Origin of the sequence: Anaerotignum faecicola (assembly GCF_003865035.1) — a bacterium.
In the GTDB taxonomy this organism is placed as follows: domain Bacteria; phylum Bacillota; class Clostridia; order Lachnospirales; family Anaerotignaceae; genus Anaerotignum_A; species Anaerotignum_A faecicola.
The window spans coordinates 750,176-774,442 of the sequence record NZ_BHVZ01000001.1; the positions used below are offsets into that span (position 1 = coordinate 750,176).

Here is a 24,267-nt window from a genome sequence, read left to right on the forward strand (position 1 = left end):
CAATAAAAATCCCGAAAACGGTCATACTAATTTCATCAAAGGAGGGATTTTATGAACAAATTTGCAACAGGGATGCTGCTTGGCGGCGCGGCGGCAATGGCAGGCATGGGATACCTGATGAAGGATAAGCGCACCTATCAGAGGCTTGCCAGAAAAGGGAAAAAGATGGTAGTGAAGGCAGAGGAGGCGATTGACGATATCATGGATGACATGATGCCTTAAAATCAGCCATAAAAAGCAAAAGAGCAAATCTTTCGATTTGCTCTTCTTGCTTTTACGTTTTATCATTTAAAAAGGGGAAGGGTATAATACTTATGTTCTCAAAAGGTGGTCCGTTCCTTTTGACACCTTTATCATATCATTCAAATTTGAATTCCATTTGTACAAAAACCAAAGAGTTTTTTAAGAATATTTGAATAATTTATGAACATAAAAGGAATCGATTTACTTACTCAATTTCTCAATCCCCTTGCGGATTCTGCGCAGAGCCTCCTCTTTTCCGAGGATATCCGCCAGCTCCATTGCACCGCCGGGAGAGGTCTGCTCACCGGAGAGGGCTGTTCTGACGGGCCAGAGCAGCTGACCGTTTTTGATGCCCAGCTCACCGACCAGTGCCATCAGGCTGTCATGGATGGCAGTTTCATTCCAATCGGACAGGTTCTCCAAAACAGGCAGAGCCGCCTGTAAGGAGGACAGTGCGATTTCATCGTTGGTTTTCATTTTCTTATGGGTATACAGCTCTGTGCTGTAATCGGGCAGCTCCTTGAAGAAATCCACCAGGCGGGGGATATCATTGAGGGTTTCAAGACGCTTCTGGAGCAGTGCCGCGATTTTTTTCAGGTCTAAATCGGTGCCTGCCAGTGCCTCCTCCAGCTTAGGTCTTGCCAGTTCAAAATATTTATCGAAGTCCATCGCCTTGAGGTATTCACTGTTCATCCATGTCAGCTTTTTGATATCGAAGATGGAGGGAGATTTGCTCAGCCCCGCCATATCAAATTTCTGTTCCAGTTCCTTGAGGGTGAAGATTTCCACATTATCAGAGGGACTCCAGCCAAGCAGTGCGATATAGTTCACGATGGCTTCTACCACATAGCCTTCATTTACCAAATCCTCGAAGGATTTATCGCCATGACGCTTGGAAAGCTTATGGTGTGCGTCACGCATAACGGCGGGCAGGTGTACATAAATAGGAGGCTCCCATCCGAATGCTTTATAAAGCAGGTTATACTTGGGTGTGGAGGAAAGATATTCACTGCCGCGGACAACATGGGTGATGTGCATGAGGTGGTCATCCACAACATTGGCGAAGTTATAGGTCGGGAAGCCGTCTGCCTTCATCAGAATCTGGTCATCCAGCTCCGCATTATCCACGGTGATATCACCATAAACCATGTCATGGAAGGAGGTTGTGCCGCTTTCGGGCATTTTCTGGCGAATAACGAAGGGTTCGCCTGCGGCAAGCTTTGCCTGTACCTCCTCAGGGGACAGATGCAGACAATGGCGGTCATATTTTGCGAAGGAAACGCCCTCTGCATTGGCTTCCTTCAAGCTTTCCAGTCTTTCCTTGGTGCAGAAGCAGTAATACGCTTCGCCCTTTTCCACCAGTTCCTTTGCATAATCCATATACAGACCCATGCGTTCGCTCTGCACATAGGGGCCGTATTCGCCGCCGACATCGGGACCTTCATCATGCTGAAGCCCTGTCATTTTCATGGTTTTATAAATGACATCCAGAGAGCCCTCCACCAGACGGCCCTGATCGGTATCCTCAATACGCAGGATGAATTTCCCACCCTGAGATTTTGCAATGAGGTATTCATAAAGCGCGGTACGCAGGTTGCCGATATGCATATAGCCCGTAGGGGAAGGGGCAAATCTTGTTCTTACTTCCATTTTTTTCTTCCTTTCTGCTTCGATAAATTGACTTTTCTGAAAAAAGCCACATATTCCTTTGTATAGTTTATACGCAAATGCCCGCTGTGTAAAGGAAAAACAGAAGAAAATATTAAGAATTGTGCGCGCGTATTGCAAGAAAATTTGCTTTTGTGATATACTTTCTTCTAATATAAATAAAAATATACCGGGAGTTGATTGGATGCAGTTAGACAAGGATACGCTCCGCAAGCTGCGGGGCTTAATTATATTTACACTGGTGATTCTGGTGGGGCTTTGGCGGTTTAGCATTGTGCTACAGGCGGTAAAAACGATTTTGCACATCCTGTTCCCCTTCCTTCTGGGGGGCGCGATTGCATTTGTGCTGAGTGTGCCGATGAACCGCATCCGGAAGCGGCTGTTTGCAAACGCAAAGGAAAAGCAGAAAAAATTTGCCGCACCCGTCAGCCTGATTCTGACGCTGATTTTTGTGCTGGCACTATTGAGCCTTGTGACGATTGTGGTTGTGCCGGAGCTGGGAAATACCATTGCTACGCTTGGGAAAACACTGCCCGAAAAGGTGCCCATACTGATGAAAAAGGCGGAACAGCTTGTTTCCAACCATCCTGAGCTGGTGGACTACATAGACGAGGTACAGGCACAGCTGAATTGGGAGGAAATTCTGAATCAGCTTGTGACATTCTTCCGCATAGGGGCAAATTCCATGCTGAGTTCTACCATCAGCGTAGCGACAGGAATTGTGAGCGGCGTGGGGACATTTTTCATCGGTCTTGTTTTCGCCTGCTATATCCTGTTGCAGCAGGAATTTCTGAAGCGGCAGATGAAAAAGCTGATTTTCGCCTATCTGAAGGAAAAGCACGCAAACCGTTTTCTGCAAATCTGCGCGCTGACGTATCGCACGTTTTCAAATTTCCTGACAGGGCAGTGCCTAGAGGCGGTGATTCTGGGGATGATGTTCTTCATTTCCATGACGATTCTGCGGTTCCCCTTTGCTGTTCTGGTTGGGGTGCTGATTGCATTTACGGCACTGATTCCCATTTTCGGGGCATTTATCGGCTGTGTCGTAGGGGCGTTTCTGATTTTGACGATCAGCCCCTCGCAAGCAGCTGCGTTTATCGTGCTATTTATTGTATTACAGCAGATTGAAGGAAATCTGATTTACCCGAAGGTGGTCGGCGGCTCGATTGGACTGCCTGCAATCTGGGTGCTGGTTGCGGTGACGCTGGGCGGCAGCCTGTTCGGGATTGTCGGGATGCTGGTGTTTATCCCGATTGTTTCGGTGGTGTATACACTGCTGAAGGAAAACGTCAACCAACGGCTCAGCGAAAAGAATATCAAAATCGACTAAAAAAAGTCCTCTCTCGAGGACTTTTTTTCGTTAAGATAGCTTATTTGAAGTTTTAAGGCTTTTAGCCGTTCGCTTATTTGTTTTTGCCTTACCCTCGGCTGTCTGCGCTCTCCAAATAACCGCAAATGGCACGGTAATACGCCTCTGCCGCATGCTTGCAGCCCTCCTCCGTGCCGAAGCTTTCCACATCGGATGTATTGGTAATAAAGCACTGCTCCGCCAGAACCGCAGGGCAGCTCATATTTTTGAGCATACCAAAGGTATCATAGGAATAGACCGTGGTATCGCTCGAATCGCGCAGCAGCTTATTGCCGTTTTCATCATAATAGCCATAGCGCACGCCTGCAATGCCCGTACCGCGGAGATTTGCGCCTATATTCTGCATTTCCTGCGCCAGACATGCAGCAAAGGCAAGGCTTTCTTCGTGGTTTTCATAGCCGGGAGGCGAAGGATAGCACTCAAAGCCATTGGCACTGCTGCTGTCGCTTGCGTTGCCATGGACAGAGAGCATTAAATCGGGGTGTCTGCGGCGGAATTTATGGTTACGCTCGGTGACGGTTGCGCCCTCGCCTGCCTTACGGGACAGCACCACGCGGAAGCGTCCGTCCTCCTCCAGAAGGGTTTGCAGCGCGGCTACAGTCTGCTCCGTCAGTGCGACCTCCTGTATCACGCCCTCTGCGCCGACATCCGCCCCGCCATGCCCTGCATCCAGTGCAACGGTATAGGGCTTGCCGAAATTATAATAGACCAGAAAGCCGACATAGCCAACCAAAAACAGCACCACTGCGAAACGCAGCTTGCGCAAAAGTCCGCCCTTTCTTCTTCTGCGCCGACGGCGCTTCGGCGGTTCATATTCCCTCCAGTTTTTTCCCTTCATTGCCTTTCCTTCTTCCGCTAAAAAACTAAGCCACAATCGAAATCAGGATTTCGACCGATTCTTTTCTATCCTTAGTATAAATGAAATTCCGCGGAAGAACTTGAAGATTTCCTTAAGAATTTCCGTTTAAATTTCAAATTTTTCGTTTTCCTGCGTGATTTCCGCAATCGTTTCACCATAGCCAAGCTGACGCAGCATCGTGCAGACATCAAAGCGTCCCCAGAAGTGCATGGGAAACAGCCTTTTTGCGCCGACGGTCTTGAGAAAATAATTGACCGCCCAGAAATATTTATCCTGCAGGCGCAAATCCGCAGGGACAAAGGCAACGTCTATTTTCTCGCCCTTCAGCCGATTGATTTCCGCAGTATAGCTTTTTTCGATATCGGCATTAAAGTCCTCCGGCTCGCCGTTCCAATGCCACCAATTCAAATCGCCTGCGTGGTAGATGATTTTGCCATCCGCCTTGACCAGAAACGCAACACCCTCATCATTGGATTGGAGCGTTTGGATGGAAATGCCGTCAAAATCGTATGTCCGGTGCGGCTCGGCGCAGAGGACTCTGCCTTCAAAGCCTGCTTCTGTCCGCACATCAAAGGAAAGCACATAGCGGACATTGGGGAGCTTTGCCCACGAAAGAATCCGTCTGTCATAATGATCCTCATGTGCATGGGAGACAAAGACGAAAACTGCTTTATCGGGGTATGCGGCGGGGTCGAAATACGCTTTTCTGCCGCCCTCTGTATAATAATCAAACAAAAGCACCTTTGTTTCGGTTTCAACGGAAAAGCCGCTGTGGTGCAGATAGGTTATCTTCATTACAGTCACTCCTTACTTTCTGAAATGTCATTAGTATAGCACAGGAAAAAGAGGCGCGCAATGTGCGCGCCCCTTGGGAATATCGACAAATCAGACGGCCTTCTTCGACCAGAAGCCTTCTCTGCCCTCGGTAATTACGGTGTTTCCGTTTGCATCTTTCCCGAAGAACAGCGTCACGCTCTGCCCGACCTTTCCGCTTTGCAGACGGGAAAGCCATTCCTTCGCGTTCAGCATGGCAGGGGCTTCGCCTGCGCCGCCAACGGTAAAGGCTGCATCCTCCGCAACGGGGAGGGTGGTCGTATAGTCAAGATTCAAATCGAAATAGCCGTTATTCGTTCTGCCTGTGGCATCCTCGATACGGATTTTTCTGGCAACGGTGACGGTATTCGCATCCTTGGCAGGGGTAACGGTGCAGAACCAGCCATCCGTAGGTGTTTCCTCATACCAACCATCCCAAGCGGGATTTTTCTTGTGAAAGGTAATCCTATGCGGATCGAAATCATCATTATAGAGATGGAAGGTTTCCGGATAGCAGGTGTCCTCATTGATTTTCTGTGCATCCGCCTGCACCTCGCAGGTAAAGCGGAAATAGGTATTTCCCTCTTTTTCCTCATAATATTCCTTATAATACACAGCATACACAGACTGTCCCGCCTCCTTTGCGCGGCGGATATAGCCTGCCTCATCGGGGTCGCGGAAGGGATTTCTATAATGCATATTCAAGCCGAAATCCACGGTCACCTGTTCTCTGCCGTTTGCCAGAGGGGTGCGTGTCACGCTGATGCGGTTAAAATTGAAGGCCTCCAATTCATACACATCCCAACCGCTTTGGCTGATAAAGCCGACCACGCTCTGCGAAAGAAAGTCCCAAATACCTTCGTCCAAATCCGATTCTGTACGGGAAACGGTGGGATGCACCTTGCCGTCCTCCCAATAGAGATTGGAGGTGAGATAGCCGGCGACAACGGTTTTTCCGTTTTCCTCCCCGAATTTCAAAAGCTCCTTCATGGTGTAATAAGCAGGCTGGCTATCCTGCATGGTATAGGTAATCATGGCTGCATTTTCGCGCTCCTCGATGGTATAGGAATCCACCCAAGGGCTGGAGCCGCCGATGACATAATTCCAATCCTCGCCACCAAGCGCCTTCTGCTCTGCGATAAACTGCGCCTTGGCAGCCTTGCCCATCTCTTTATAGCGGATTTTGCCATCTCTGTCGGAAAGAGCCTCTGCCCACCGCTCAGTCAGCTTGCGCTGTTCTGCGGTCAGGGTGCCTTGACTTACTGCTGTATCCTGCGTGGACTCCGATGCTTTCTCGTCCTTTCCACAGCTGATGAGGCAACCGCAGGTCAATGTCAGCACAAGCATAACAGAAACCAGTGCCATGCCCTTTTTTCGTTTGCTTTGATTCATAATCTCCACCAGCCTTTCCTGCAATGCCCGTTTCCCATCGGTGAAACAGGTTGTCAATGCTGCCTGCTTTTCGATGCTGCGCTCCGCCTCCTGCAAAATCATCAGGCCATACGCCTTGCGATACGCCGCATCCCTGCCCTGCACCGCCATGCTGTCGCAGGAAATTTCCAAATCCCGCTCTGCGCGCTTTGCCATCCGCCAGACCAAAGGGTTGCACCAATGGATACTTCTTGCGGCAAGCAGCAGCAGCTTATACCACAAATCCTTCCGCCGCCAATGGATCAGCTCATGACGGAAAATCATTTCCAGCTCCTGCGCGGTGTAGTGCTCATGGGGCAGATAGACAGTTGTGCGGAATAAACCGACCGCCATAGGACTTTCCAGCACAGGGCAAACCATGAGCCGCGGCTGCGTTTTGCCTGCCGTTTCGGCGAAAAACGCCTTTGCTTCGGCAGAGGGCTCTTTCTCCCAACGGCGGAGCAGCCTTTTCATCCGAAAAACGGAAACCGCTGTCCGCAGGGCGAAAAACAGCACGCCTGCCAGCCAGAGCGCAAAGCCAATCTGCAAGGGCTGCAAGGGTTCGGCTTGGGGCTGTGTCTGCTTTTGTGCTGCGGCTGCTGCGCCTTCTGCCTTTGGCGGTGCCTGCACGGGATTGAATTTCGCCTGTACCCATTCATTCGCCTGCTCCTCGGAAATTGCCACATGGATGGGGGCGGTTTCCTGCGGAAGGGTCAGATTCCACGGAATGAGCAGACGCACGGCAAGCACAAGCCAGATGACATAGGATACCTTAGCGGCATACCGCTTAGACAGGCGCGGCAAAAGCCAAAGTGCCGGCAGAATAATCGGAAGCATCCAAAGGCCGACCTTCAAATATTCCAGAAAAATACGCATGGCAGCTCACCCCTCCGTTTCGTCCTCGATAAACGCCTTCAATTCTTCTAAGTCCTCTTTTGTAACCGAATGATTGACATAAAGACAGGCAACCAAATCCCTGAGAGAGCCACCCGTCCATTTCTGAAAATAGCGGCGGCTATCCTCCGCGAGATAGTCCTCATCTGTGACGAGGGGGGTATAATAGCGGCTTTTGCCCTGCTTCTCCGTCTGCAAAAAGCCACGGCGCACCAGTCTGCCCAGAAGGGTCTGCAAAGCGGATAAATTCCAAGGGCGTTCCTTTTGCAGCTCCTCGCGGACGGCAGAGGTGCTGGCAGGGGATTCGATATGCCAGATTGCCTGCATGACCTTGAGCTCTGTATCGGGTAATTTCTGTTTTTCCATGGGGTTCACCTCTTTTACCTACAAGTGTATGTTTATTTATAACATACAGCTGTATGTCCATTCTGTCAAGCGAAATTTTATAAATTTTCCGTAAAAGAAAAAAAGCCGCCGTTCGTAAAGCGAAAAGCGACTTTTTGTATTTTATTCTTTTCTCTCGGAAACGCCGCGGACTGCGCCCGTATGGGGGTCCATGATGAAGCCGAGCACCTCCAGATCCTTAGGCAGCAGCGGATGCTCCCTAATGGCATCGACGGTGCTTTGCACAGAATGATTGATATCCCCGAAGCCGGTCAGCCATTGCTCCACGTTTTTATGGTTTTCATCCACATGGTCAATCGCTTCCTGTGAAATGCCGCGTTCCTTCATCTTGGCAATCATTTCCTTCGGGTCAAGCAGGCGACCGCCGCAATCATCATGCCCGATGACAACGACCGTATCCACGCCCAGCTCATAGACTGCAACCAGAAGGCTGAAAATGACACTGCCATAGGGGTGCATCACGCGACCGCCTGCGTTTTTAATCAGCTTGACATCGCCGTTTTTCAAGCCGAGGGCGGCAGGCAGAAGCTCCGTCATGCGGGTATCCATGCAGGCAAGAATGGCGATTTTACGGTCCGGATACTTGGTTGTGGTATACTTTTCATAGAGACCATGCTCCACGAAGGCACGGTTATAATCCAACATTTTCTTTACGAAATCATTCATAAAAGGGCTCACCTCGTTCATTGTTTTTTCATATTATACTCTTTTTTAAGGATTTTGTCTCTTTTTGTATGGCAAAATATTACAAAAAAATAAAAAGGCACTTGTCTTTTTATGTGAATATGCTATTCTATTCTTATACAACACTAATGTAACTATTTTTATTTCTGTGCGGACGCAGGAACGGGCGTATGTACAGAAAAAGGCACAATCGGTGAAAGCCGATGTCGCAAAGCCAAGGGTCTAAACGGCGAGGGGATTTGCCGCAGGACAGCCGGCTACCGAAATACATATTGTTTCCCTGTTCCGAAACCCGCAAACAGGAAAAGGGGGGTTTTTATGACAGAGAAAAACAAAGGCAAGAAGCTTCTCACTTGGACATTGGCACTTTCTATGACGCTTGCCCTGCCGCCAGTTGGGGTATTCGCAGAGGATGGTGCCGGGGGCGAAGGCTCTCAGCAGACGAATAGCGCGCCTGCTGCAGAACAGTCTGACGGCTCGTCCAATGGAAGCGGAACAAGCAACAGCGAAACAACAGAACCAACAAGCACACCTGAGAACGGCGGACAGAAGACCGAAACTGCCCCCCCCTCAGGGACAACCGGTACTTCTACTTCTTCCGGTGAGGGGCAGAACGGTAAAGATGAAACCTTAAAGCCTTTACTGGCACCTGTAAGCGGTGGAGAAGCAACGAAAGACGAGGGCGAAAGCAACCCTGCTCCTATCAAGGGTGAAGATGAAAACAAAGACGAAACAACTGGCGAAGTAAAGCATGAGGCAACCATCGATGGAACACAATACGATACGTTGAAAGAAGCAATCAGAGCTGCTCAAGACGGCGATACCGTTGTACTGGCGAAGGATGTAACCGCAAACATCAGTATCAACAAATCTATTACACTGAATTTGAATGGGAAAACCTTAACTGCCGACGAAGGAGAACGTGCGATTGAAATTACTCCTACGGTTGATTTTCCAGATGAGCTTAAAACGATACTCCGACAAAGCCATAGCATTGAAAATCCATATTTCCCCAATATCGATTTCAAAAGCTCCCCCTTCCTCTCTGAATATGAGGAGACCTATCCGGATACGTTTAATCTTCCGGTAATCAATGTTAAAATCAAAAATGGTACTATTACAGGTGGGGATCTTTCAAGCAAACAGGACGGTGAAAATAACCAAGCTTTCATCCGCTGTGGTGGCGGCATCCGTATCAGTTCCTGCACTGTTGAATTAACGGACTGTAATATTGAAGGCAATAAAGCAAGGTATGGTGGCGGTATCTTCTGTTCAAACAGTACCGTTACAATCAAGGGTGGTACTATTTCCGGAAATACAGCGGTAGACGGTCATGGTAACTTATACGCAGCCGGCGGTGGTATTTCTTCCTTCAGAAGCGACTTAATCATAAACGATGTTCGGATTACAGACAATACTGCTAACAAAGGCAACACTAGCTATGGCGGCGGTCTTGGTGTAAGAGGTGGTTCTCTTATCATGACTGACACTACAATTAGCAAGAATAAAGCGATCCAGAGTGGCGGCGGTATCTGCATCGGTCCTGTAAATAGCAGTAGTAAATCTATATTTCCTGTTGAATTTACAATTACAGGCGGCTCTATTTCAGAAAATGAATGTACTTATAATGGTGGGGGCATTTACTATGATTCTGTGCAGACTGCAGAACAAAGCCTCCCATGCTCTATTAGCGGAACTGAAATCACCAAAAACAAATCTACCCACAGCGGCGGCGGTATCTATTTAGGTAACAATACTATGTTAACAGTCGGAGATTCAACCCGCATTTGTGGCAATAGTGCTACAAATGAAGGTGGCGGCATTAGTGCCCTTAATGTCACCTCTCTGAATTTAGGCAAGGTTGATATTAAAAATAATCAAGCCTCTGTTCGCGGTGGCGGTATCTACGCACAGACTGTCGGAGCCTTTCAGCCGATCATCACATGCTCCGAAGGTGCTTGTATTGAGGAAAACAATGCCGCTACCGGCGGTGGTATTGCCACCTATGCATATCCAAACACAGAAGCACCTATGACTATAAACATTGAAGCAGGTGCTTCTGTAAAAAATAATACCGCTACAGCTGGTGGCGGTGTTTACACCTATGATCACACAAATCTGACTGTTGAGGAAGGTGTAGCTCTGTATAACAACACGGCAACCGATATGGCTGATGATTTATTCCTGTATAATTCTACTTCTACGCTTCCAAAAGCTACCGATATGTCCGGTGACAAAATTCTTGCTGATGGCAAAGAAATCACCGGTTGGTTCTATGACGGTTGGTATAAATGGAATACCGAAAAAAATGACTGGGATGCTATCTCGCGTTGGGGAAAAGAAGTAGACGGTTCTAAATATTATGATGAATACACTCCCATCGCAGGAGAAACGACCTCGATGGCATTGAAAGCGGCATACAAACCCGCACCTCCCAGCGGTGGTGGCGGCGGTGGCGGCGGACATCGTCCCAAGCCCAAGCCGACAGTAGAAATTCCTGATGATGACGCACTGGGTCTGAACAACACTGACCACTTTGCTTACATTGTTGGTTACGGGAATGGCGAAGTACAGCCGCAGAATTCCATCACCCGTGCAGAGGTAGCGGCAATCTTCTTCCGTCTGCTTGAGGATGGTATCCGCAGTGAAAACTTCACACATCAGAATGATTTCTCCGATGTGGCGGCAGATGCATGGTATTGCAGCTCCGTTTCCACGCTGAGCAGGATGGGCATTATCGCAGGGTATCCCGATGGGACATTCCGCCCGAACGCACCCATCACGCGTGCGGAATTTGCGGCAATCGCAACACGCTTTGACAACAACGGCGACAAAACGCCCGTAAGCTTCACCGATATCATCGGGCATTGGGCAGAAGGCGAGATTACGGTTGCGGCGAACCATGGCTGGGTAAGCGGCTACGGCGACGATACATTCCGTCCCCAGAATCAGATTACCCGTGCAGAAACCATGTCTCTGGTAAACCGTGTGCTGAAGCGTCTCCCTGAGACTCCGGCGGATTTACTTCCCGACATGATTACATGGACGGATAACGCTGATACAAGCAGCTGGTATTACCTGCCCGTGCAGGAGGCAACCAACAGCCATTACTACGAATTCAAAGAGAATTCCAAGCATGAAAAATGGACAGAGCTGCGCGAAACACGCGATTGGTCTAAATTAGGATAAAAAAGGCAATAAAAAAGGAAGGGTTAACATCCCTTCCTTTTTTATTGCCTTAAAACCATCAGCTTTCAGACAAAGCAAGCTTTATGGTTGTATCCGCATAAGGTACTTTTACCTCCGGCGAGCCTGCCGCGTAAGGCAGGATATCATAAGGATTATAATACAGAACCAGTGCATCCTCGGTCAGGCAGAAATTGACTGCGGAGAGTGCTTTCTCGCTGTTCTGCTGATAATACTCAAGCAATTCGCCTACGGTTTCTTTGACATACGCGTCAAATTTTTCCTTCACATAGCTATCCGTATCGGCGGCATTCTTCCCCAGAACCTCGCTCAGCGTAAGCGCTTTATTTTCCGCCAGATTGAAGGTCTTTGAGCTTTTCAGCGTATTGGGATGTGCGCCGTAGGTATTCGCATAATCCAGCTGTGTGATAGAAAGCAGGTTATCCTGATTCAGACTAACCTCAAAGGAGCGTGTGAAAACCATTGGATGGTAATTCTTGCCCTCGGAAGCAAGGACTGCCGCGGCAGAATCCTTAAATTCCGCTTCCGCTTCGGAAATAGCAGCTTCGGCATCCTTTTTATACTGTTCATTTACCGCTGTGATAAAGGCGTTATTGTCCTTATTTTCAATGACGGGGTATTCAAACGCTACCGTAATCAGGATATTTCCCTTATCATCTGTTATATTCTTGGAAATATGTGCGGATGTAACGGCATACTGCCCCTGTTTTTTCTGAATATCCACGGTTTTGGTATCGGCAGACCAATCAACCGTGCAGTCCAGACCTTCGGAAATGGCTCTCAGCGGCACAAGGGTTCTGCCGTTTACGATTTTCGGCGCAACATCCAGCTTCTTTGTTTCGCCATCAACGGTGATTTCGTTTTTGCCGATTTCCAGAGTGATCCATTGATTGCCTCTGTTTGCCGTAACCACCTGCGCGCCATTCTCCTTCGTATAGGAAACGGCACAATCCAGTGCTTCAAAAATCTTTCTGAACGGCACAAGGGTTCTGCTGTTTTCAATCACGGGATTTACATCAAACTCCATCTGACTGCCGTTCAGCTTTACCGTAACAGCATCCGCCGCATAGGCAGGAACTGCACCGAAAACCAGCACCGCACCTAAGGCAAGGCTTACGTTTCTTTTTACCGTATTTCTTTTCATCCTAAATCCACTCCTTTTTTATTCCGCTTCAATGGCATCCAGAAAAGCATAGAAATTTTTGAGCCTGCTCCATCCCTCTGCGAGGAACTGTGGTAATTCAGGGGAAAAGAGGATATCCTCCATACCGCCGTGTGCCACAAGCAGGACATCCTTTTTGGGATACCACGCCTGCAAAAGCGGGGAAAGCGTTTCATTTTTGAATTTTTTATATGCTCTCCCTTCCAGACGGAAAAGAGGGTCTTTCTCAAATTTTTTCGCCATACGTTCAAACGCCGCAGGATTGCTTTCGATTTTTCTGCGGTATGCCGCAAGGAAGGCAGACGGACTGCACCACATGCCAAGGCCATGCTCATAGCCTTCGGGGTTCAGCTCGAAATAGAAGGAAGGGCGTTCCTTCCATGCCGTTCCCTGCAATGCCGCATCATACAGCACAACCCAACGGCTTGCGCGGTAAGGGCTTTTATCCTTGGAAAAGCGGATATCGCGATTGATACGGGAAACGGAGCATTTCATTTCCCTGCCGCCGAAGGCTATGCTTTCCGCCACAAGCGCCGCCGCAAGGCTATCAAAGGGCTCCTTCAGCACGCGCTTATAGCGGTCGCGGTTCTCCTCCATCCATTCGCGGCTGTTATTCATCCGCAGCTCCCAGAGGAAATCTATTGTTTCCGCGGTAAAGCCTTCAAATGGTTTCATGGCTTAAAACTCCATTTTTTCCTTCAGATAAGGAACCAACTCTGCGATAGGCATTCTTACCTGTTCCATGGTATCTCTGTCACGCACGGTTACGCAGTGATCCTCAACGGAATCGAAATCGTAGGTGATGCAGAAGGGTGTGCCGACCTCATCCTGTCTTCTGTAGCGCTTACCGATAGAGCCTGCGTCATCATAATCGCAGTTAAATTCCTTCGCCAGTGCTGCATAAACCTCTGCCGCCTGTTCGTTCAGCTTTTTGCTCAGAGGCAGAACAGCCGCCTTGATGGGAGCCAGTGCGGGATGGAATTTCAGAACGGTTCTGACATCACCTTCGCCGACCTCCTCTTCGTTATAAGCATCGCACAGGAATGCCAGCGTTACACGGTCCGCACCAACAGAAGGCTCGATGCAGTAAGGCACATATTTTTCATTCTTTGCCTGATCATAATATGTCATATCCTCGCCGCTTGTGTTCTGGTGGCAGGTCAGGTCATAATCGGTTCTGTCCGCAATGCCCCACAGCTCGCCCCAGCCGAACGGGAATTTATATTCGATATCTGTTGTACCCTTGCTGTAGTGAGACAGTTCTTCGGGAGAGTGATCTCTCAGACGGATTGCATCCTCTGTCATATTCAGGCTCAGCAGGAAGTTTTTGCAGTATTTTCTCCAGTAATCCAGCCATTCCAAATCTGTACCGGGTTCGCAGAAGAATTCCAGCTCCATCTGTTCAAATTCTCTGGTACGGAAGGTAAAGTTACCGGGTGTGATTTCGTTACGGAAGGATTTACCAATCTGACCGATACCGAAGGGTAGTTTTTTTCTTGTGGTTCTCTGCACATTTTTGAAGTTTACGAAGATACCCTGTGCGGTTTCGGGACGCAGATAAACCACGTTTTTCGCATCCTCTGTTACGCCCTGGAAGGTCTTGAACATCAGGTTAAACTGACGGATATCTGTGAAGTTATGTGCGCCGCAGGAAGGGCAGACAACCTGATTATCATCTACAAATTTCTTCATTTCTTCATTTGTCCAACCGTCTACAACTACTTCGGGCATATCATGGGATGCCATGTGGTCTTCAATCAGCTTATCGGCGCGGAAACGCTCCTTACATTCCTTACAGTCCATCAGAGGATCGGAGAAGCCGCCAACGTGACCGGATGCCACCCATGTCTGGGGGTTCATCAGGATTGCACAGTCAACGCCGACATTCTTGGGGTTTTCCTGAATAAATTTCTTCCACCATGCTTTTTTCATGTTGTTTTTCAGCTCTACACCCAGAGGGCCATAATCCCATGTGTTTGCCAGACCGCCGTAAATTTCGGAACCGGGGTAAACAAAGCCTCTGTTTTTTGCCAATGCTACGATTTTTTCCATAGATTCTACTGCCATTTGAATTCCTCCTTATTTCTGTGGGACTCACCAATGTATCTTGCAAGGGACGAATAGAAACTAGAAAAGCTCCCGTCTCCTCGCTGTTCAGCAAGGGACGAAAGCTCTTAAAATCTTCCGCGGTTCCACCCTCGTTGATTGATGCCGACGCATCAACCCTCTCTTGTGACACTGCTCCAAAGTGCCCTTCTCTGTTTCGCACCGCTGCCTCACACCAACCGACAGCTCTCTGCAAATGCTCCGCAGATACTCCTCTTCTTCATCGCAGTAATGATTAACTTGTGGTTTATGATAACGCTTTTCTCTTTTTCTGTCAAGGCAAAAAATTGCACTTAAATCCATGTATTTTTCCGTCTTTCTGCAAAGGAATAGACAAAAAATGTACGATACTTTATTCACTGTTCAAAAAAATCGCGTGTTTTCAGCCTTATGCCCATGTGAACCTCCATATATTTCCGTAGGATAAAGGTCAGCTGTTCGAGTGCTTCGGCGGAAAGCTGAAAGCCAAACGCCGCGCGGCTCTCTCTTTCCAGCACAAACCGAACCGCCCTTCGGACGGCATCCAGAACAAAAATGCTATCCTCTGTGCGGTGCTTTTCACAGTAAAACGCACCCATCCTGCCATCAAAATAGAGTGTCCCCTCGCCTTCGCCGCAGATATGACATACATCTGACGCAAAGAGCCCATTCAGCTGCAAAAGCTTTAATTCAAAGATACGGGAAATCAGCTTCGGCGGCAGAATCCCCCTATCCATCACAAGAAAGGCATAATACAAAAGCTCCAACACAGCATCCTGCTCCATACCGGCAGGGCAGCTGCGCTCCGTCAGCTCCGCCAGATACATGCCCTCAGAGAACTTATCCATATCCAGCCGCAGACCATAAAAGCTGTTTTTCAGCTCCGCCTGCGTGACGGAATAAAAGCCCTTACCCTCATAGACCACAAAATCGGCATAGCAGAACAGCTGCGTTGCCGCCAGAAGCTTACTTTTCGCTCTTCTGGCACCGCGGGCAGAAAGCAGCACACGACCCACGCCCTGCGCCAGAAGCACAATCTGCTTATTGCTCTCGCCCTTTGCCTGCTCACGCAGGACAATGCCGCGCAGCTTTTCCGTTCCCATAGCCGACCTCGTTTCCTTCCTAAAGCACTGAAAAAATGCTTAATAAAAATGCTTATACCTTGATGCTTCCTCTATACGGCGGCGCGGATTTTGCGATTCCTTTTCCGCCTGTCTGCGGTAGCGCAGATAATCCGCTACCTGTCCTGTCTGCAAAAATCTCTGCCAGTGTTCTCTTTCGTTCATACAGCACATCCCCTTTCGGGAATAGGATATGGAGAAAGAAAACCGCCCATACTATAAAAAACTTGCCATTCAAAAACCTTAAAACCTTTTTCACGGGACTCTGTCCCGTACCCTGACAGGGGAATGTGGTCAAAGTATCTTCCCTTCGGGAAGACGGCTACGCCGCCGCCTTATCTTGGCGGTACTCATACCCCTGTACCCCCATTTGCAGAAACATAAAATGTTTCTGCGGTATCGGATTCCAAGGGAGTGACTCCCTTGGCGGAGTTTGAGATACGCACCGCCGAACAGATGCGGCGGTTGCCCGAAGGGCAAGGGTTGAAAACCCTGCTTGAACAGAGCCTCAAAAAAATTAAATATTCTTCTTGTCGTAGCCGAAGTTTTTCAGCAGGAAATCACTGTCGCGCCAGTCCTTCTTCACCTTCACCCAAAGCTGTAAATAAATAGGCGAGCCAAGCAGTCTCTGCATATCATAGCGTGCGGTGGAGCCAATGCGCTTGAGCATCGCCCCCTGCTTGCCGATGATAATGCCCTTATGTGAATCCCTCTCGCAATAAATGGTTGCCTGCACATCCACAATATCCTTATCGGGACGCTTCTTCATGGACATAATCTCCACCGCAATCCCATGCGGCACCTCATCCTGCAACAAATACAACGCCTTTTCGCGGATAATCTCCGACGCAATCTGGCGTTCGGGCTGATCCGTCACCATATCCGCAGGGAAATACTGCGGCCCTTCCGGCAGATATTTCCGAATTACCTCCAGCAGCTCGCCTGTATTTCTGTCCTTCATGGCAGAAATCGGCACCACCTCCGCAAAGGGATATGCCTTGCTGTAAACAGAAATCACCTCTAACAGTGCTTCCCGTTCTACGGTGTCGATTTTATTGATAACCAGTACAACGGGTGTTTTTACGTTTTTGATGCGTTCCAGAACGTATTCATCCATTGTCTGCACCTCTGTGGTGGGTTCAATGAGCATCAGCACCAGATCCACCTCGTTAAAGGTGGTTTCCGCAGAACGCATCATATATTCGCCCAGCTTGGATTTCGGCTTATGAATACCGGGGGTATCCAGAAAAACACACTGAAAATCATCCTTCGTCAGAATGGAGGTAATTTTATTTCTTGTGGTCTGCGGCTTATGCGAGGTAATGGCAATCTTCTCCCCGATCAGGCAGTTCATCAGCGTGGATTTGCCGACATTCGGTCTGCCGATCAATGCAACAAAGCCGGAGTGAAATTTTTTCATTCTGTTTCTACCCCTCTTTCCTTCAGCATTTCCTTCTGCTCTGCCAGGAAGATTTCATCCTTTTTCTCCCAATCCTTCGCCATATCCAAAAGAAGCACATATTGCAGCCATCTTTCGTTTTTGGTATCAATATCCTCCTGCGACAGCCCCTTAATCAGACACAGTGCCTGATAATATTTCATGCCGTTTTCTGCTGTCATATATTCGGAATTCATCCCCAGAACAACGTGGATTTTGTTGGTATTGGGCAGACGGTATCTTCTGATATCATCCTGAAAATCGGTTACATCCTTTCCCATCATTTTTGCAAATTCGCAGGCAGCCTTATAATGCGCCATCAGCTCGCTTTCTGTGATCTTCACACGAAATGCGCCCCAGTTTTCCTCGATATAGGCAACCACCTCTTCCATGGTTCTTGCGTTTGCCTTCAGTTCCACATCTGCAAATTTTGCCTTCAAAGCGTCAATGCCGTTCATGTTTTTTCCTCCTAAATTCTCTTTCCATGTTCCTTCAATTCGTCCCACTTGGCACGAATCGCCTGCATATCCTCCCATGCAGGACGTTTTTTTGTGGCATCCCTGAGCAGTGCAGAGGGATGATAGGTTGCTATGATATGATACCCCTTTCGCTCAAACCACTGCCCTCTCTGACGGGTAATGCGAAATTCGGGGTCGATAATTGTTGTGGCGGCAATACGCCCCAGACAGACGATGATTTTCGGCTGAATCAGCATCAGCTGATATCTGAGATAATTCAGACATGCCTCCTTTTCATCATCATGGGGGTCACGGTTGCCGGGCGGACGACACTTGACCACATTGGCAATATAGGCATCCTCTAAGGAAAGTCCGACACTTGCCAGCATTTTATCCAATAATTGTCCCGCAGGGCCTACAAAGGGTACGCCCTGCAAATCCTCCTGCTGGCCGGGGCCCTCCCCGATGAACAGAATATCCGCATTGCGGCTGCCCTTGCCAATGACAACATTGGTGCGCATTTCCCATAGCCTGCATTTTTTGCAGGAATGGCACGCGCCCTCTAAAATTTCCCAGCTTTTTTCCGCCATGCCTTCCACCTCAAACTCTTACTTACAAATATATTCCGCTAAAGCGTCCCGCGCCGAAGTGCTGAAGCTTGCACCTGCGCCCCAGTCAAATCGGAAAATCACCCCTTGACCGCCGCCGCCGGCAGAAAGATGCACCCTCGTGTGCTCCTCCAGATTATCCGCCAGAAAGGTCAGCGTGGCTCTGTTGCCGGAGCGCATATAATATTTCTCGAATAAAACCATGATGATTTCCTTGCCATTCGGCAGGATTCGCACATATTCATCCAGAATTTCTCCCGAATATAAGCCGGCTGTCACCGCTTTCTTGACCTTCTCCGCCGCCTCTTTCGGGGAAAGATATACATAAAAATCCATTTTTTCCATTGGGATTCCTCCTTACCGAATATCCTCCTTGCGAAAGCCCATCGGGAGCAGCTCTCTGACTGTATATGTTACCATGCCCTTTTCCTCGCTGTAAAGCAGGACTTTGCCTTCGGGCATAAATTCCGCTAAAACCTGCCTGCAAATGCCGCAGGGAGAGGCATAGTCCCCACTGCTTGCCACGATTGCGATTTTCTCAAACTCCCGATGCCCCTCGGAAACCGCCTTGAAAACGGCTGTCCGTTCGGCACAGTTCGTTGCTCCATAGGACGCATTTTCAACGTTGCAGCCCTTGAAAACCGCCCCATCCTTCGCTAAAAGCGCCGCCCCGACCCGGAATCCGGAATAGGGCGCGTAGGCATTTTTCATCGCATCCTTCGCCTGTAAAATCAATGCTTCGTCTGTCATAAAGGAATCCCTCCTTTGCTGCCTGCCATCCGGCAGAAAATACTTTTTTGAAGATTTAAAAACGCTGTCAGAACTTTGCTCCGCAAAGCCGCCTGCGGCGGTGCCGTTTCTCTTCGGCATTCATTGCTTTTTCCAATGAGAAAAAGTTTTTTCAACAAGCCGCCGCCCGAAAATCATTCCGCCCGATAGAAAATACTTTTCAGAACTGTTTAGCCTGCGTCTCTGTTCTGAAAAGTTTTTTCTATGCAAGGGCGGCTTCAAGCACTTTTACTTCCTCGGAAAGCCTGCCTGTAATAAAATCTCCTTCTGGCGGCGGAACATCTCCGCTTCCTCCTCCGGCTCCATGTGGTCGTAGCCTAAAAGATGCAGCATGCTGTGCGCCGTCAGAAACGCAATCTCCCGTTTCAGAGAATGTCCGTATTCCTCCGCCTGCTCCTTCGCACGCTCCAGAGAAATAATAATATCCCCCAGAACGATTTCGTCATTCTCGTTGACCTCTGCTTCTTCCCCCTCCGCAAACGTCAGCATGGGAAAGCTGAGTACATCCGTTGCTCTGTCAATGCTTCTGAACTGGCGGTTAATCTCACGGATTTCCTCGTTATCCACAATGGAAACGCTGATTTCGCAGTCCTCGTCAAATTCTTCGTATCGCAGAGCCTCTGCCGCCGCCCTGCGGATGGCATCCTCCAACTCCGCCGTCAATGGCTCGTCCGTTCTGTTGTCAATCAGTAAGTTCACTGCTTTCTTCCTCTCTTTTTTCTTCTCTTTTTTCTTTCTTTTCTTCCGCCTTGCTTTCCTCTGCGCCCTTCTTCGCCGCTGCATTGATTTCTTCCTGCTTGGGATACGCCACTCTCTCGTGATACATCCCCTGGAATACCTTCAAAAATGCTCTGCGGATGATTTCCAGCTCATGAATCCCTAAGCCGCTGTTGTTCAGCTGTCCGTCATCCAGCTTGTCCTTGATGAGCGTTTTAATAACACTTTCCGCTTCTGCCAGTGTTTTTCCGCTGCCAAGCATGGAGCGCACCGCCGCTTCTACCGTATCCGCAAGCATGACAACCGCAGATTCTCTCGTGCTCGGAATCACACCCTGATAGCGGTAATCCGCTTCATTCACGTTATCCGCACCATAAAGCTTGAGCGCCTTAAAATAGAAAAACTTCACAAGGCTTGTCCCATGATGCTCCCGAATGACATCCAGAATGACATTCGGCAGACCGTGTACCCTCCCCATTTCCACACCGTCCTTCGGGTGCTGTGTAATGATTTTCGCACTCGTTTCGGGTGCAAGGTCATCATGGGGATTATAGCCCGCCTGATTTTCCGAAAACATCTGCGGATTTTTCAGCTTGCCGATATCGTGATAATATGCACCTGCTCTTGCCAGAGCAGTATTTGCGCCGATTTCATACGCCGCCGTCTCTGCCAGATTTGCCACAATCAGGCTATGATGATACGTTCCCGGCGCTTCAATCATCAGCCGACGAAGCAGCTCATTATTCGGGTTTGTCAGCTCCAGCAGGCGCAGGGGCGTGTTCGCCTCAAAGGTTGCCTCCCAGAAGGGCAGGCTGCCCACCGCAATCACAACGGAAACCAGTCCCATCACCGCCGCAAACAGGCACTTTAACAAAAGTCCTGCGGAATAGCCGCTTTCAAAAAACAGCCCTACCCCAAACATTGCCGCAAAGCTGACCGCCGCCATCGCCACAGCCACCCAGACCATCCGCTGACGCTTTTCCGTTTTCTGGATGAGCAATGCACCTAAGGTGCCGACCAGAAGGGAATACATCAGAAACTGCACATCCCCATTGAAGATGAAGCAGCCAATGATGCAGAACAGCGTATTCATCACCAATGCTACGCGCCGCCCCACCAGAATGCTTGTCAGCATGGCAAACAGCCCAAGTGGAATCAGCGTAAAATAAGCCGCGCCGCCCATCAGCCGCAGCAGCAGTATCATAATCACATAAATCGTAAAGAGCATTTTCGCTTCATTGGGCTTCAGCTCAAACTGCCCTCTGCCCCATACGAAGAAGAGATACAGCGCAACAAACAGCAGCACAACCAGCAGAAAGCTCCCCAAAAGCGGCAGCACACTGCTTTTATAATCGGCACCGCCGACCAGATGCAGGCTCACCAATCTATCATAAATCTCCTGCGTGATGATTTCGCCCTCATCTACAATTTTCTGGTTTTTGCGGATCATCACATCCGCAACCTCTGCGCGCTTTTCCTCTCTCGCGGCTTCGATTGCCGCTTCATCGGGCAAAAGGTTCGGTGTAATCGCCGCATCGAAAATCGCCCCTGCCATTTCCTTTAAGCCTTTATTCCATGCCGTTGCCGCAAAGGCTTCGTTTGCCTTCTGCCTGCCTTCCTCCAGCGCATCGGCGGTAATGCCCTCGGTATAGAGATTGTTCATCGTGACCAGGCAATCCTCCTGAAAAAGGGTGCGGTTAGATTTCCCCAATGCCTGATACGCCTTAAGCTCCCGTTCGGAAAGCACAACCGGCAGCTTCCAGGGGGCCTCCTGCGCCTTCTCGACAAAGCTTTCGCCCTGCTTCAAATTGGCAAGAATCTGTTCCAAATCCTGAAACAGCTCCTTCACCTCGGCATTGCTTCCCTCCTCCACCGCAGCATCCTGCTTATAAATAGGGGCAACGCTGTCCGCCGCCGCGTCCTTGAGCTTATTGGTCGCAACCTCATCCACCGCATCCGCTTCGGCAACATAGCGTTTTTCCGCCACAGAGCCGACCTGCACAGTATCCAGCTGCTGCACATAGGAGCCTGTGCCGATGCAGAGAAGCGTCAGCAGAAAGGCAACCGCAAACATCACCTTGCGCGCCTTTTTCTGCTTTCTGTTATTTATGAGGGATTCGTCTTTCCTTCTTGCCATCCTGCTCGCCTCGTTTCCTGTTTTCAAACTTTTCGTATGCCAGAATGATTTTCTGCACCAGAGGATGACGCACAACGTCCTTATTCGTCAGGGTAATCTGCCCGATGCCCTCGATACCGGAGAGAATCCTTGTTGCCTCCATCAAGCCGCTGCGCTTGCCCTCCGTCAGGTCAATCTGCGTCACATCTCCCGTAATAACCGCCTTCGAGCCATACCCGATACGGGTCAGAAACATTTTCATCTGCTCAGGTGTCGTATTCTGCGCTTCATCCAGAACGATAAACGCATTATCCAACGTGCGTCCACGCATATATGCCAGAGGGGCAACCTCAATCAGACCCTTTTCCATGTTTTTCATGAAATTTTCCGCGCCCATGATTTCATACAGCGCATCATACAGGGGACGCAGATAGGGGTCTACCTTCTGCTGCAAATCTCCGGGCAGAAAGCCCAGCTTTTCCCCCGCTTCAATGGCAGGACGGGTCAGGATAATGCGGTTCACCTCGTTATTTTTAAAGGCAGTAATCGCCATTGCCATTGCCAGATAGGTTTTCCCTGTACCGGCAGGACCAATGCCGAACACAATCGTATTATTCTTAATTAAATCAACATATTTTTTCTGCCCCAGTGTTTTGGGCTTCAGCGGTCTGCCGTTTACGGTAATGCAGATTAAATCATCATACATTTTTTCCAGCTCACGCAGGTCGGTTTCCTCTGCGGAGGAAATGAAATATTCCAGATTCTGCTCCGTAATTTCCTCGCCTTTTTTCACCAGAGCAACAAGAGAATGGAGGATATTCCAAGCCTTATGGACATCCTTTTCCTCGCCCGAAATCTTTACATCATCCCCACGATTGACAATGCTCACGCCGCACGCCTTCTCGATTTTCTTGATATTTGCATCAAACTGCCCGAATACAGGCAGAATGATATGGTTTTCCATCTGTATGGTTCTTTCAAAGCTCATTCGCGTTTTCCTGCTCCTTTTCTTCGTTCTGATTTTCTGTTTCTATGTTCTGCCTTTTCTCCTCTATTCTTTCCGCCATGGTAACTTCCGCATCTGCGCGGACACTGTTGGCGTAAACCTCATATCTGATTTGTATATCCTCTATTGTACCGTAAGAAGACAATAAATTCTCTGCATTTTTTCTTAATTTTTCTTCCAGAAGCGTTTTTGCTTCCGCCACGGTGCGCGTTTTCTGCACCGTTTCGTATGCCCGCCAGCACTCCATCCGCCATGTGAGGGGCAGTTTCCTATCCCCCAGACCGAGGGTTTTCTCGGAAAGCAGCTCCCTCTCCCACTGCACATCACTGTCGGGGTGAAGGATATCCAATTCCCTTCCCGAAAAGAGAAGGCTGTGGTTTTTCCTTTCCTCGCCGCTATAGACGGCTTCCTCATACTGCAAGGGCAGCTCCTCAGTCAGCCGCCGCCAGATGCGCGCCGTTACGGTGCCTTCCGCCGCAGTATATGCGGTATGCTGTTCCTCCCCCTCCAAGCCAATCGTCAGCGCGGAGGAAATCAGCACATCCCCCTTTTTCACTACATCCCCTGCGGCAACCAGAGGGGTTCCCCGTTCCGCAGTAATCTGCAAAATCACGCCATCCGTCGATGCAACGATATCACAGGGCGTTTCCTTATCAATGATTTCGACCCCTTCAATCGTTTCCGCAAGTCGGATGGTCGCATCTGTTCCGTGAATCCCGACGCTTACCCACGAAATGTCCGCAAAGTCCTCCAAAAGACCATTGGTGACAGCCTGTGTATCCACACTCCGTTTCCGGACACCGGGGTATAGTCCCATTTCCCTGCAGGCGGAGAGAAGCTCCTCTCTGGAAAGGCGTTCATTCCCTTCAATCCGCATTACCCAGACAAACGAGGACAGAAGATACAGCCCTGCCGCAAAGCACAAAAGCCCTGCCGTCCAGACCTGCCGCCTGCCAAATCGCCCCAGAAAAACGGGCAGACCGCCATAGGAAAGCACCTCCAGCGCACAGCCCGTTTTTTCGGCACACGCCTGCAAAAGCTCCAGGCTGTTTCCTGCTGCTTTCATCGTCATGCTGGCACCTTCGCGCGCCACCTCCCATAGATAGACACCGCGATACGCCGCCATATTCATAAAGCGTTCCGCCGAAAAGCCTTTCACCCTTATTTTAACATATCCACATAAATAATACCATAACGCTAGGAACAAAATCCTCC

General features: G+C 49.3%; 24 protein-coding genes and 1 riboswitch. Of the genes, 3 read left to right on the forward strand and 21 right to left on the reverse strand.

What is annotated here, in order from left to right; all coding sequences use genetic code 11:
* Positions 1 to 51: 51 nt before the first annotated feature.
* Positions 52 to 222, forward strand: coding sequence for a hypothetical protein (locus EJE48_RS12245; protein ID WP_160117310.1), 171 nt, complete (start codon positions 52 to 54; stop codon positions 220 to 222).
* A gap of 222 nt (positions 223 to 444) precedes the next feature.
* On the opposite strand, the gene gltX is transcribed toward EJE48_RS12245, so the two are convergent.
* Positions 445 to 1,893, reverse strand: a complete 1,449-nt coding sequence (gene gltX / locus EJE48_RS03615) for a glutamate--tRNA ligase (protein ID WP_118580153.1) — start codon at positions 1,891 to 1,893, stop codon at positions 445 to 447.
* A 202-nt stretch (positions 1,894 to 2,095) separates the two neighbouring features.
* Here gltX and EJE48_RS03620 point away from each other — a divergent pair, with 202 nt between their 5' ends.
* On the forward strand, positions 2,096 to 3,241 hold the full coding sequence (locus EJE48_RS03620) for an AI-2E family transporter (RefSeq protein WP_118580156.1): 1,146 nt from the start codon (positions 2,096 to 2,098) through the stop codon (positions 3,239 to 3,241).
* A gap of 88 nt (positions 3,242 to 3,329) precedes the next feature.
* On the opposite strand, the gene EJE48_RS03625 is transcribed toward EJE48_RS03620, so the two are convergent.
* The 5 genes from EJE48_RS03625 to EJE48_RS03645 all read right to left on the reverse strand — a co-directional run bounded on the left by EJE48_RS03625 (position 3,330) and on the right by EJE48_RS03645 (position 8,327).
* Entirely contained in the window at positions 3,330 to 4,118 is a 789-nt protein-coding gene (locus tag EJE48_RS03625; protein ID WP_118580159.1) for an N-acetylmuramoyl-L-alanine amidase, read from the reverse strand.
* A gap of 126 nt (positions 4,119 to 4,244) precedes the next feature.
* Positions 4,245 to 4,934 carry an MBL fold metallo-hydrolase gene (locus EJE48_RS03630; RefSeq protein ID WP_118580162.1) on the reverse strand — a complete coding sequence of 230 codons (690 nt, stop codon included), beginning with the start codon at positions 4,932 to 4,934 and terminating at the stop codon, positions 4,245 to 4,247.
* A 90-nt stretch (positions 4,935 to 5,024) separates the two neighbouring features.
* Positions 5,025 to 7,238, reverse strand: coding sequence for a M56 family metallopeptidase (locus EJE48_RS03635; RefSeq protein WP_118580165.1), 2,214 nt, complete (start codon positions 7,236 to 7,238; stop codon positions 5,025 to 5,027).
* 6 nt (positions 7,239 to 7,244) lie between these two features.
* Positions 7,245 to 7,622 (reverse strand): BlaI/MecI/CopY family transcriptional regulator, encoded by a 378-nt coding sequence (locus EJE48_RS03640; RefSeq protein ID WP_118580168.1) that lies wholly within the window; start codon positions 7,620 to 7,622, stop codon positions 7,245 to 7,247.
* Between the two features lie 141 nt (positions 7,623 to 7,763).
* Complete coding sequence (locus EJE48_RS03645; protein WP_016406721.1) at positions 7,764 to 8,327, reverse strand: beta-class carbonic anhydrase; 564 nt, start codon at positions 8,325 to 8,327, stop codon at positions 7,764 to 7,766.
* Positions 8,328 to 8,518: 191 nt separating this feature from the next.
* Positions 8,519 to 8,610, forward strand: a riboswitch (cyclic di-GMP riboswitch).
* A 53-nt stretch (positions 8,611 to 8,663) separates the two neighbouring features.
* Here EJE48_RS03645 and EJE48_RS03650 point away from each other — a divergent pair.
* The gene (locus tag EJE48_RS03650; protein WP_118580171.1) at positions 8,664 to 11,534 is read left to right on the forward strand and encodes an S-layer homology domain-containing protein; all 2,871 of its coding nucleotides are present in this window, start codon (positions 8,664 to 8,666) and stop codon (positions 11,532 to 11,534) included.
* A gap of 58 nt (positions 11,535 to 11,592) precedes the next feature.
* Here the strand turns inward: EJE48_RS03650 and EJE48_RS03655 are convergent, their stop codons facing one another.
* The 15 genes from EJE48_RS03655 to EJE48_RS03715 form a co-directional block, all read right to left on the reverse strand.
* Entirely contained in the window at positions 11,593 to 12,696 is a 1,104-nt protein-coding gene (locus EJE48_RS03655; protein WP_118580174.1) for a stalk domain-containing protein, read from the reverse strand.
* An 18-nt stretch (positions 12,697 to 12,714) separates the two neighbouring features.
* Complete coding sequence (locus EJE48_RS03660; protein WP_118580177.1) at positions 12,715 to 13,389, reverse strand: DUF2461 domain-containing protein; 675 nt, start codon at positions 13,387 to 13,389, stop codon at positions 12,715 to 12,717.
* A 3-nt stretch (positions 13,390 to 13,392) separates the two neighbouring features.
* Positions 13,393 to 14,781 (reverse strand): glycine--tRNA ligase, encoded by a 1,389-nt coding sequence (locus EJE48_RS03665; RefSeq protein WP_118580180.1) that lies wholly within the window; start codon positions 14,779 to 14,781, stop codon positions 13,393 to 13,395.
* Positions 14,782 to 15,176: 395 nt separating this feature from the next.
* The gene (gene recO, locus EJE48_RS03670; protein WP_118580183.1) at positions 15,177 to 15,902 is read right to left on the reverse strand and encodes a DNA repair protein RecO; all 726 of its coding nucleotides are present in this window, start codon (positions 15,900 to 15,902) and stop codon (positions 15,177 to 15,179) included.
* A 39-nt stretch (positions 15,903 to 15,941) separates the two neighbouring features.
* Positions 15,942 to 16,085 carry a hypothetical protein gene (locus tag EJE48_RS12250; RefSeq protein ID WP_160117311.1) on the reverse strand — a complete coding sequence of 48 codons (144 nt, stop codon included), beginning with the start codon at positions 16,083 to 16,085 and terminating at the stop codon, positions 15,942 to 15,944.
* Positions 16,086 to 16,437: 352 nt separating this feature from the next.
* A complete protein-coding gene (era, locus tag EJE48_RS03675; RefSeq protein ID WP_016406728.1) occupies positions 16,438 to 17,340 on the reverse strand; it encodes a GTPase Era in 903 nt (300 codons plus the stop codon).
* The gene (locus EJE48_RS03680) at positions 17,337 to 17,816 is read right to left on the reverse strand and encodes a hypothetical protein (RefSeq protein ID WP_016406729.1); all 480 of its coding nucleotides are present in this window, start codon (positions 17,814 to 17,816) and stop codon (positions 17,337 to 17,339) included. The genes era and EJE48_RS03680 overlap by 4 nt, the downstream gene beginning before the upstream one ends.
* An 11-nt stretch (positions 17,817 to 17,827) precedes the next feature.
* Positions 17,828 to 18,406, reverse strand: coding sequence for a uracil-DNA glycosylase (locus tag EJE48_RS03685; RefSeq protein ID WP_016406730.1), 579 nt, complete (start codon positions 18,404 to 18,406; stop codon positions 17,828 to 17,830).
* Between the two features lie 18 nt (positions 18,407 to 18,424).
* Positions 18,425 to 18,769 carry a DUF6054 family protein gene (locus EJE48_RS03690; protein ID WP_118580186.1) on the reverse strand — a complete coding sequence of 115 codons (345 nt, stop codon included), beginning with the start codon at positions 18,767 to 18,769 and terminating at the stop codon, positions 18,425 to 18,427.
* A 12-nt stretch (positions 18,770 to 18,781) separates the two neighbouring features.
* Positions 18,782 to 19,174: a cytidine deaminase gene (gene cdd / locus EJE48_RS03695; RefSeq protein WP_016406732.1), complete on the reverse strand. Its 393-nt coding sequence runs from the start codon at positions 19,172 to 19,174 to the stop codon at positions 18,782 to 18,784.
* Positions 19,171 to 19,329, reverse strand: coding sequence for a hypothetical protein (locus EJE48_RS12525; RefSeq protein ID WP_243107954.1), 159 nt, complete (start codon positions 19,327 to 19,329; stop codon positions 19,171 to 19,173). The genes cdd and EJE48_RS12525 overlap by 4 nt, the downstream gene beginning before the upstream one ends.
* Positions 19,330 to 19,441: 112 nt before the next feature.
* Positions 19,442 to 19,912 (reverse strand): rRNA maturation RNase YbeY, encoded by a 471-nt coding sequence (gene ybeY / locus EJE48_RS03700; protein WP_016406733.1) that lies wholly within the window; start codon positions 19,910 to 19,912, stop codon positions 19,442 to 19,444.
* Positions 19,896 to 22,067, reverse strand: coding sequence for an HD family phosphohydrolase (locus tag EJE48_RS03705; protein WP_118580192.1), 2,172 nt, complete (start codon positions 22,065 to 22,067; stop codon positions 19,896 to 19,898). Before EJE48_RS03705 ends, ybeY begins: the two co-directional genes overlap by 17 nt.
* Positions 22,033 to 23,034, reverse strand: a complete 1,002-nt coding sequence (locus tag EJE48_RS03710; RefSeq protein WP_118580195.1) for a PhoH family protein — start codon at positions 23,032 to 23,034, stop codon at positions 22,033 to 22,035. The genes EJE48_RS03705 and EJE48_RS03710 overlap by 35 nt, the downstream gene beginning before the upstream one ends.
* Positions 23,024 to 24,259, reverse strand: coding sequence for a sporulation protein YqfD (locus EJE48_RS03715; RefSeq protein ID WP_160117313.1), 1,236 nt, complete (start codon positions 24,257 to 24,259; stop codon positions 23,024 to 23,026). Before EJE48_RS03715 ends, EJE48_RS03710 begins: the two co-directional genes overlap by 11 nt.
* Positions 24,260 to 24,267: the final 8 nt, after the last annotated feature.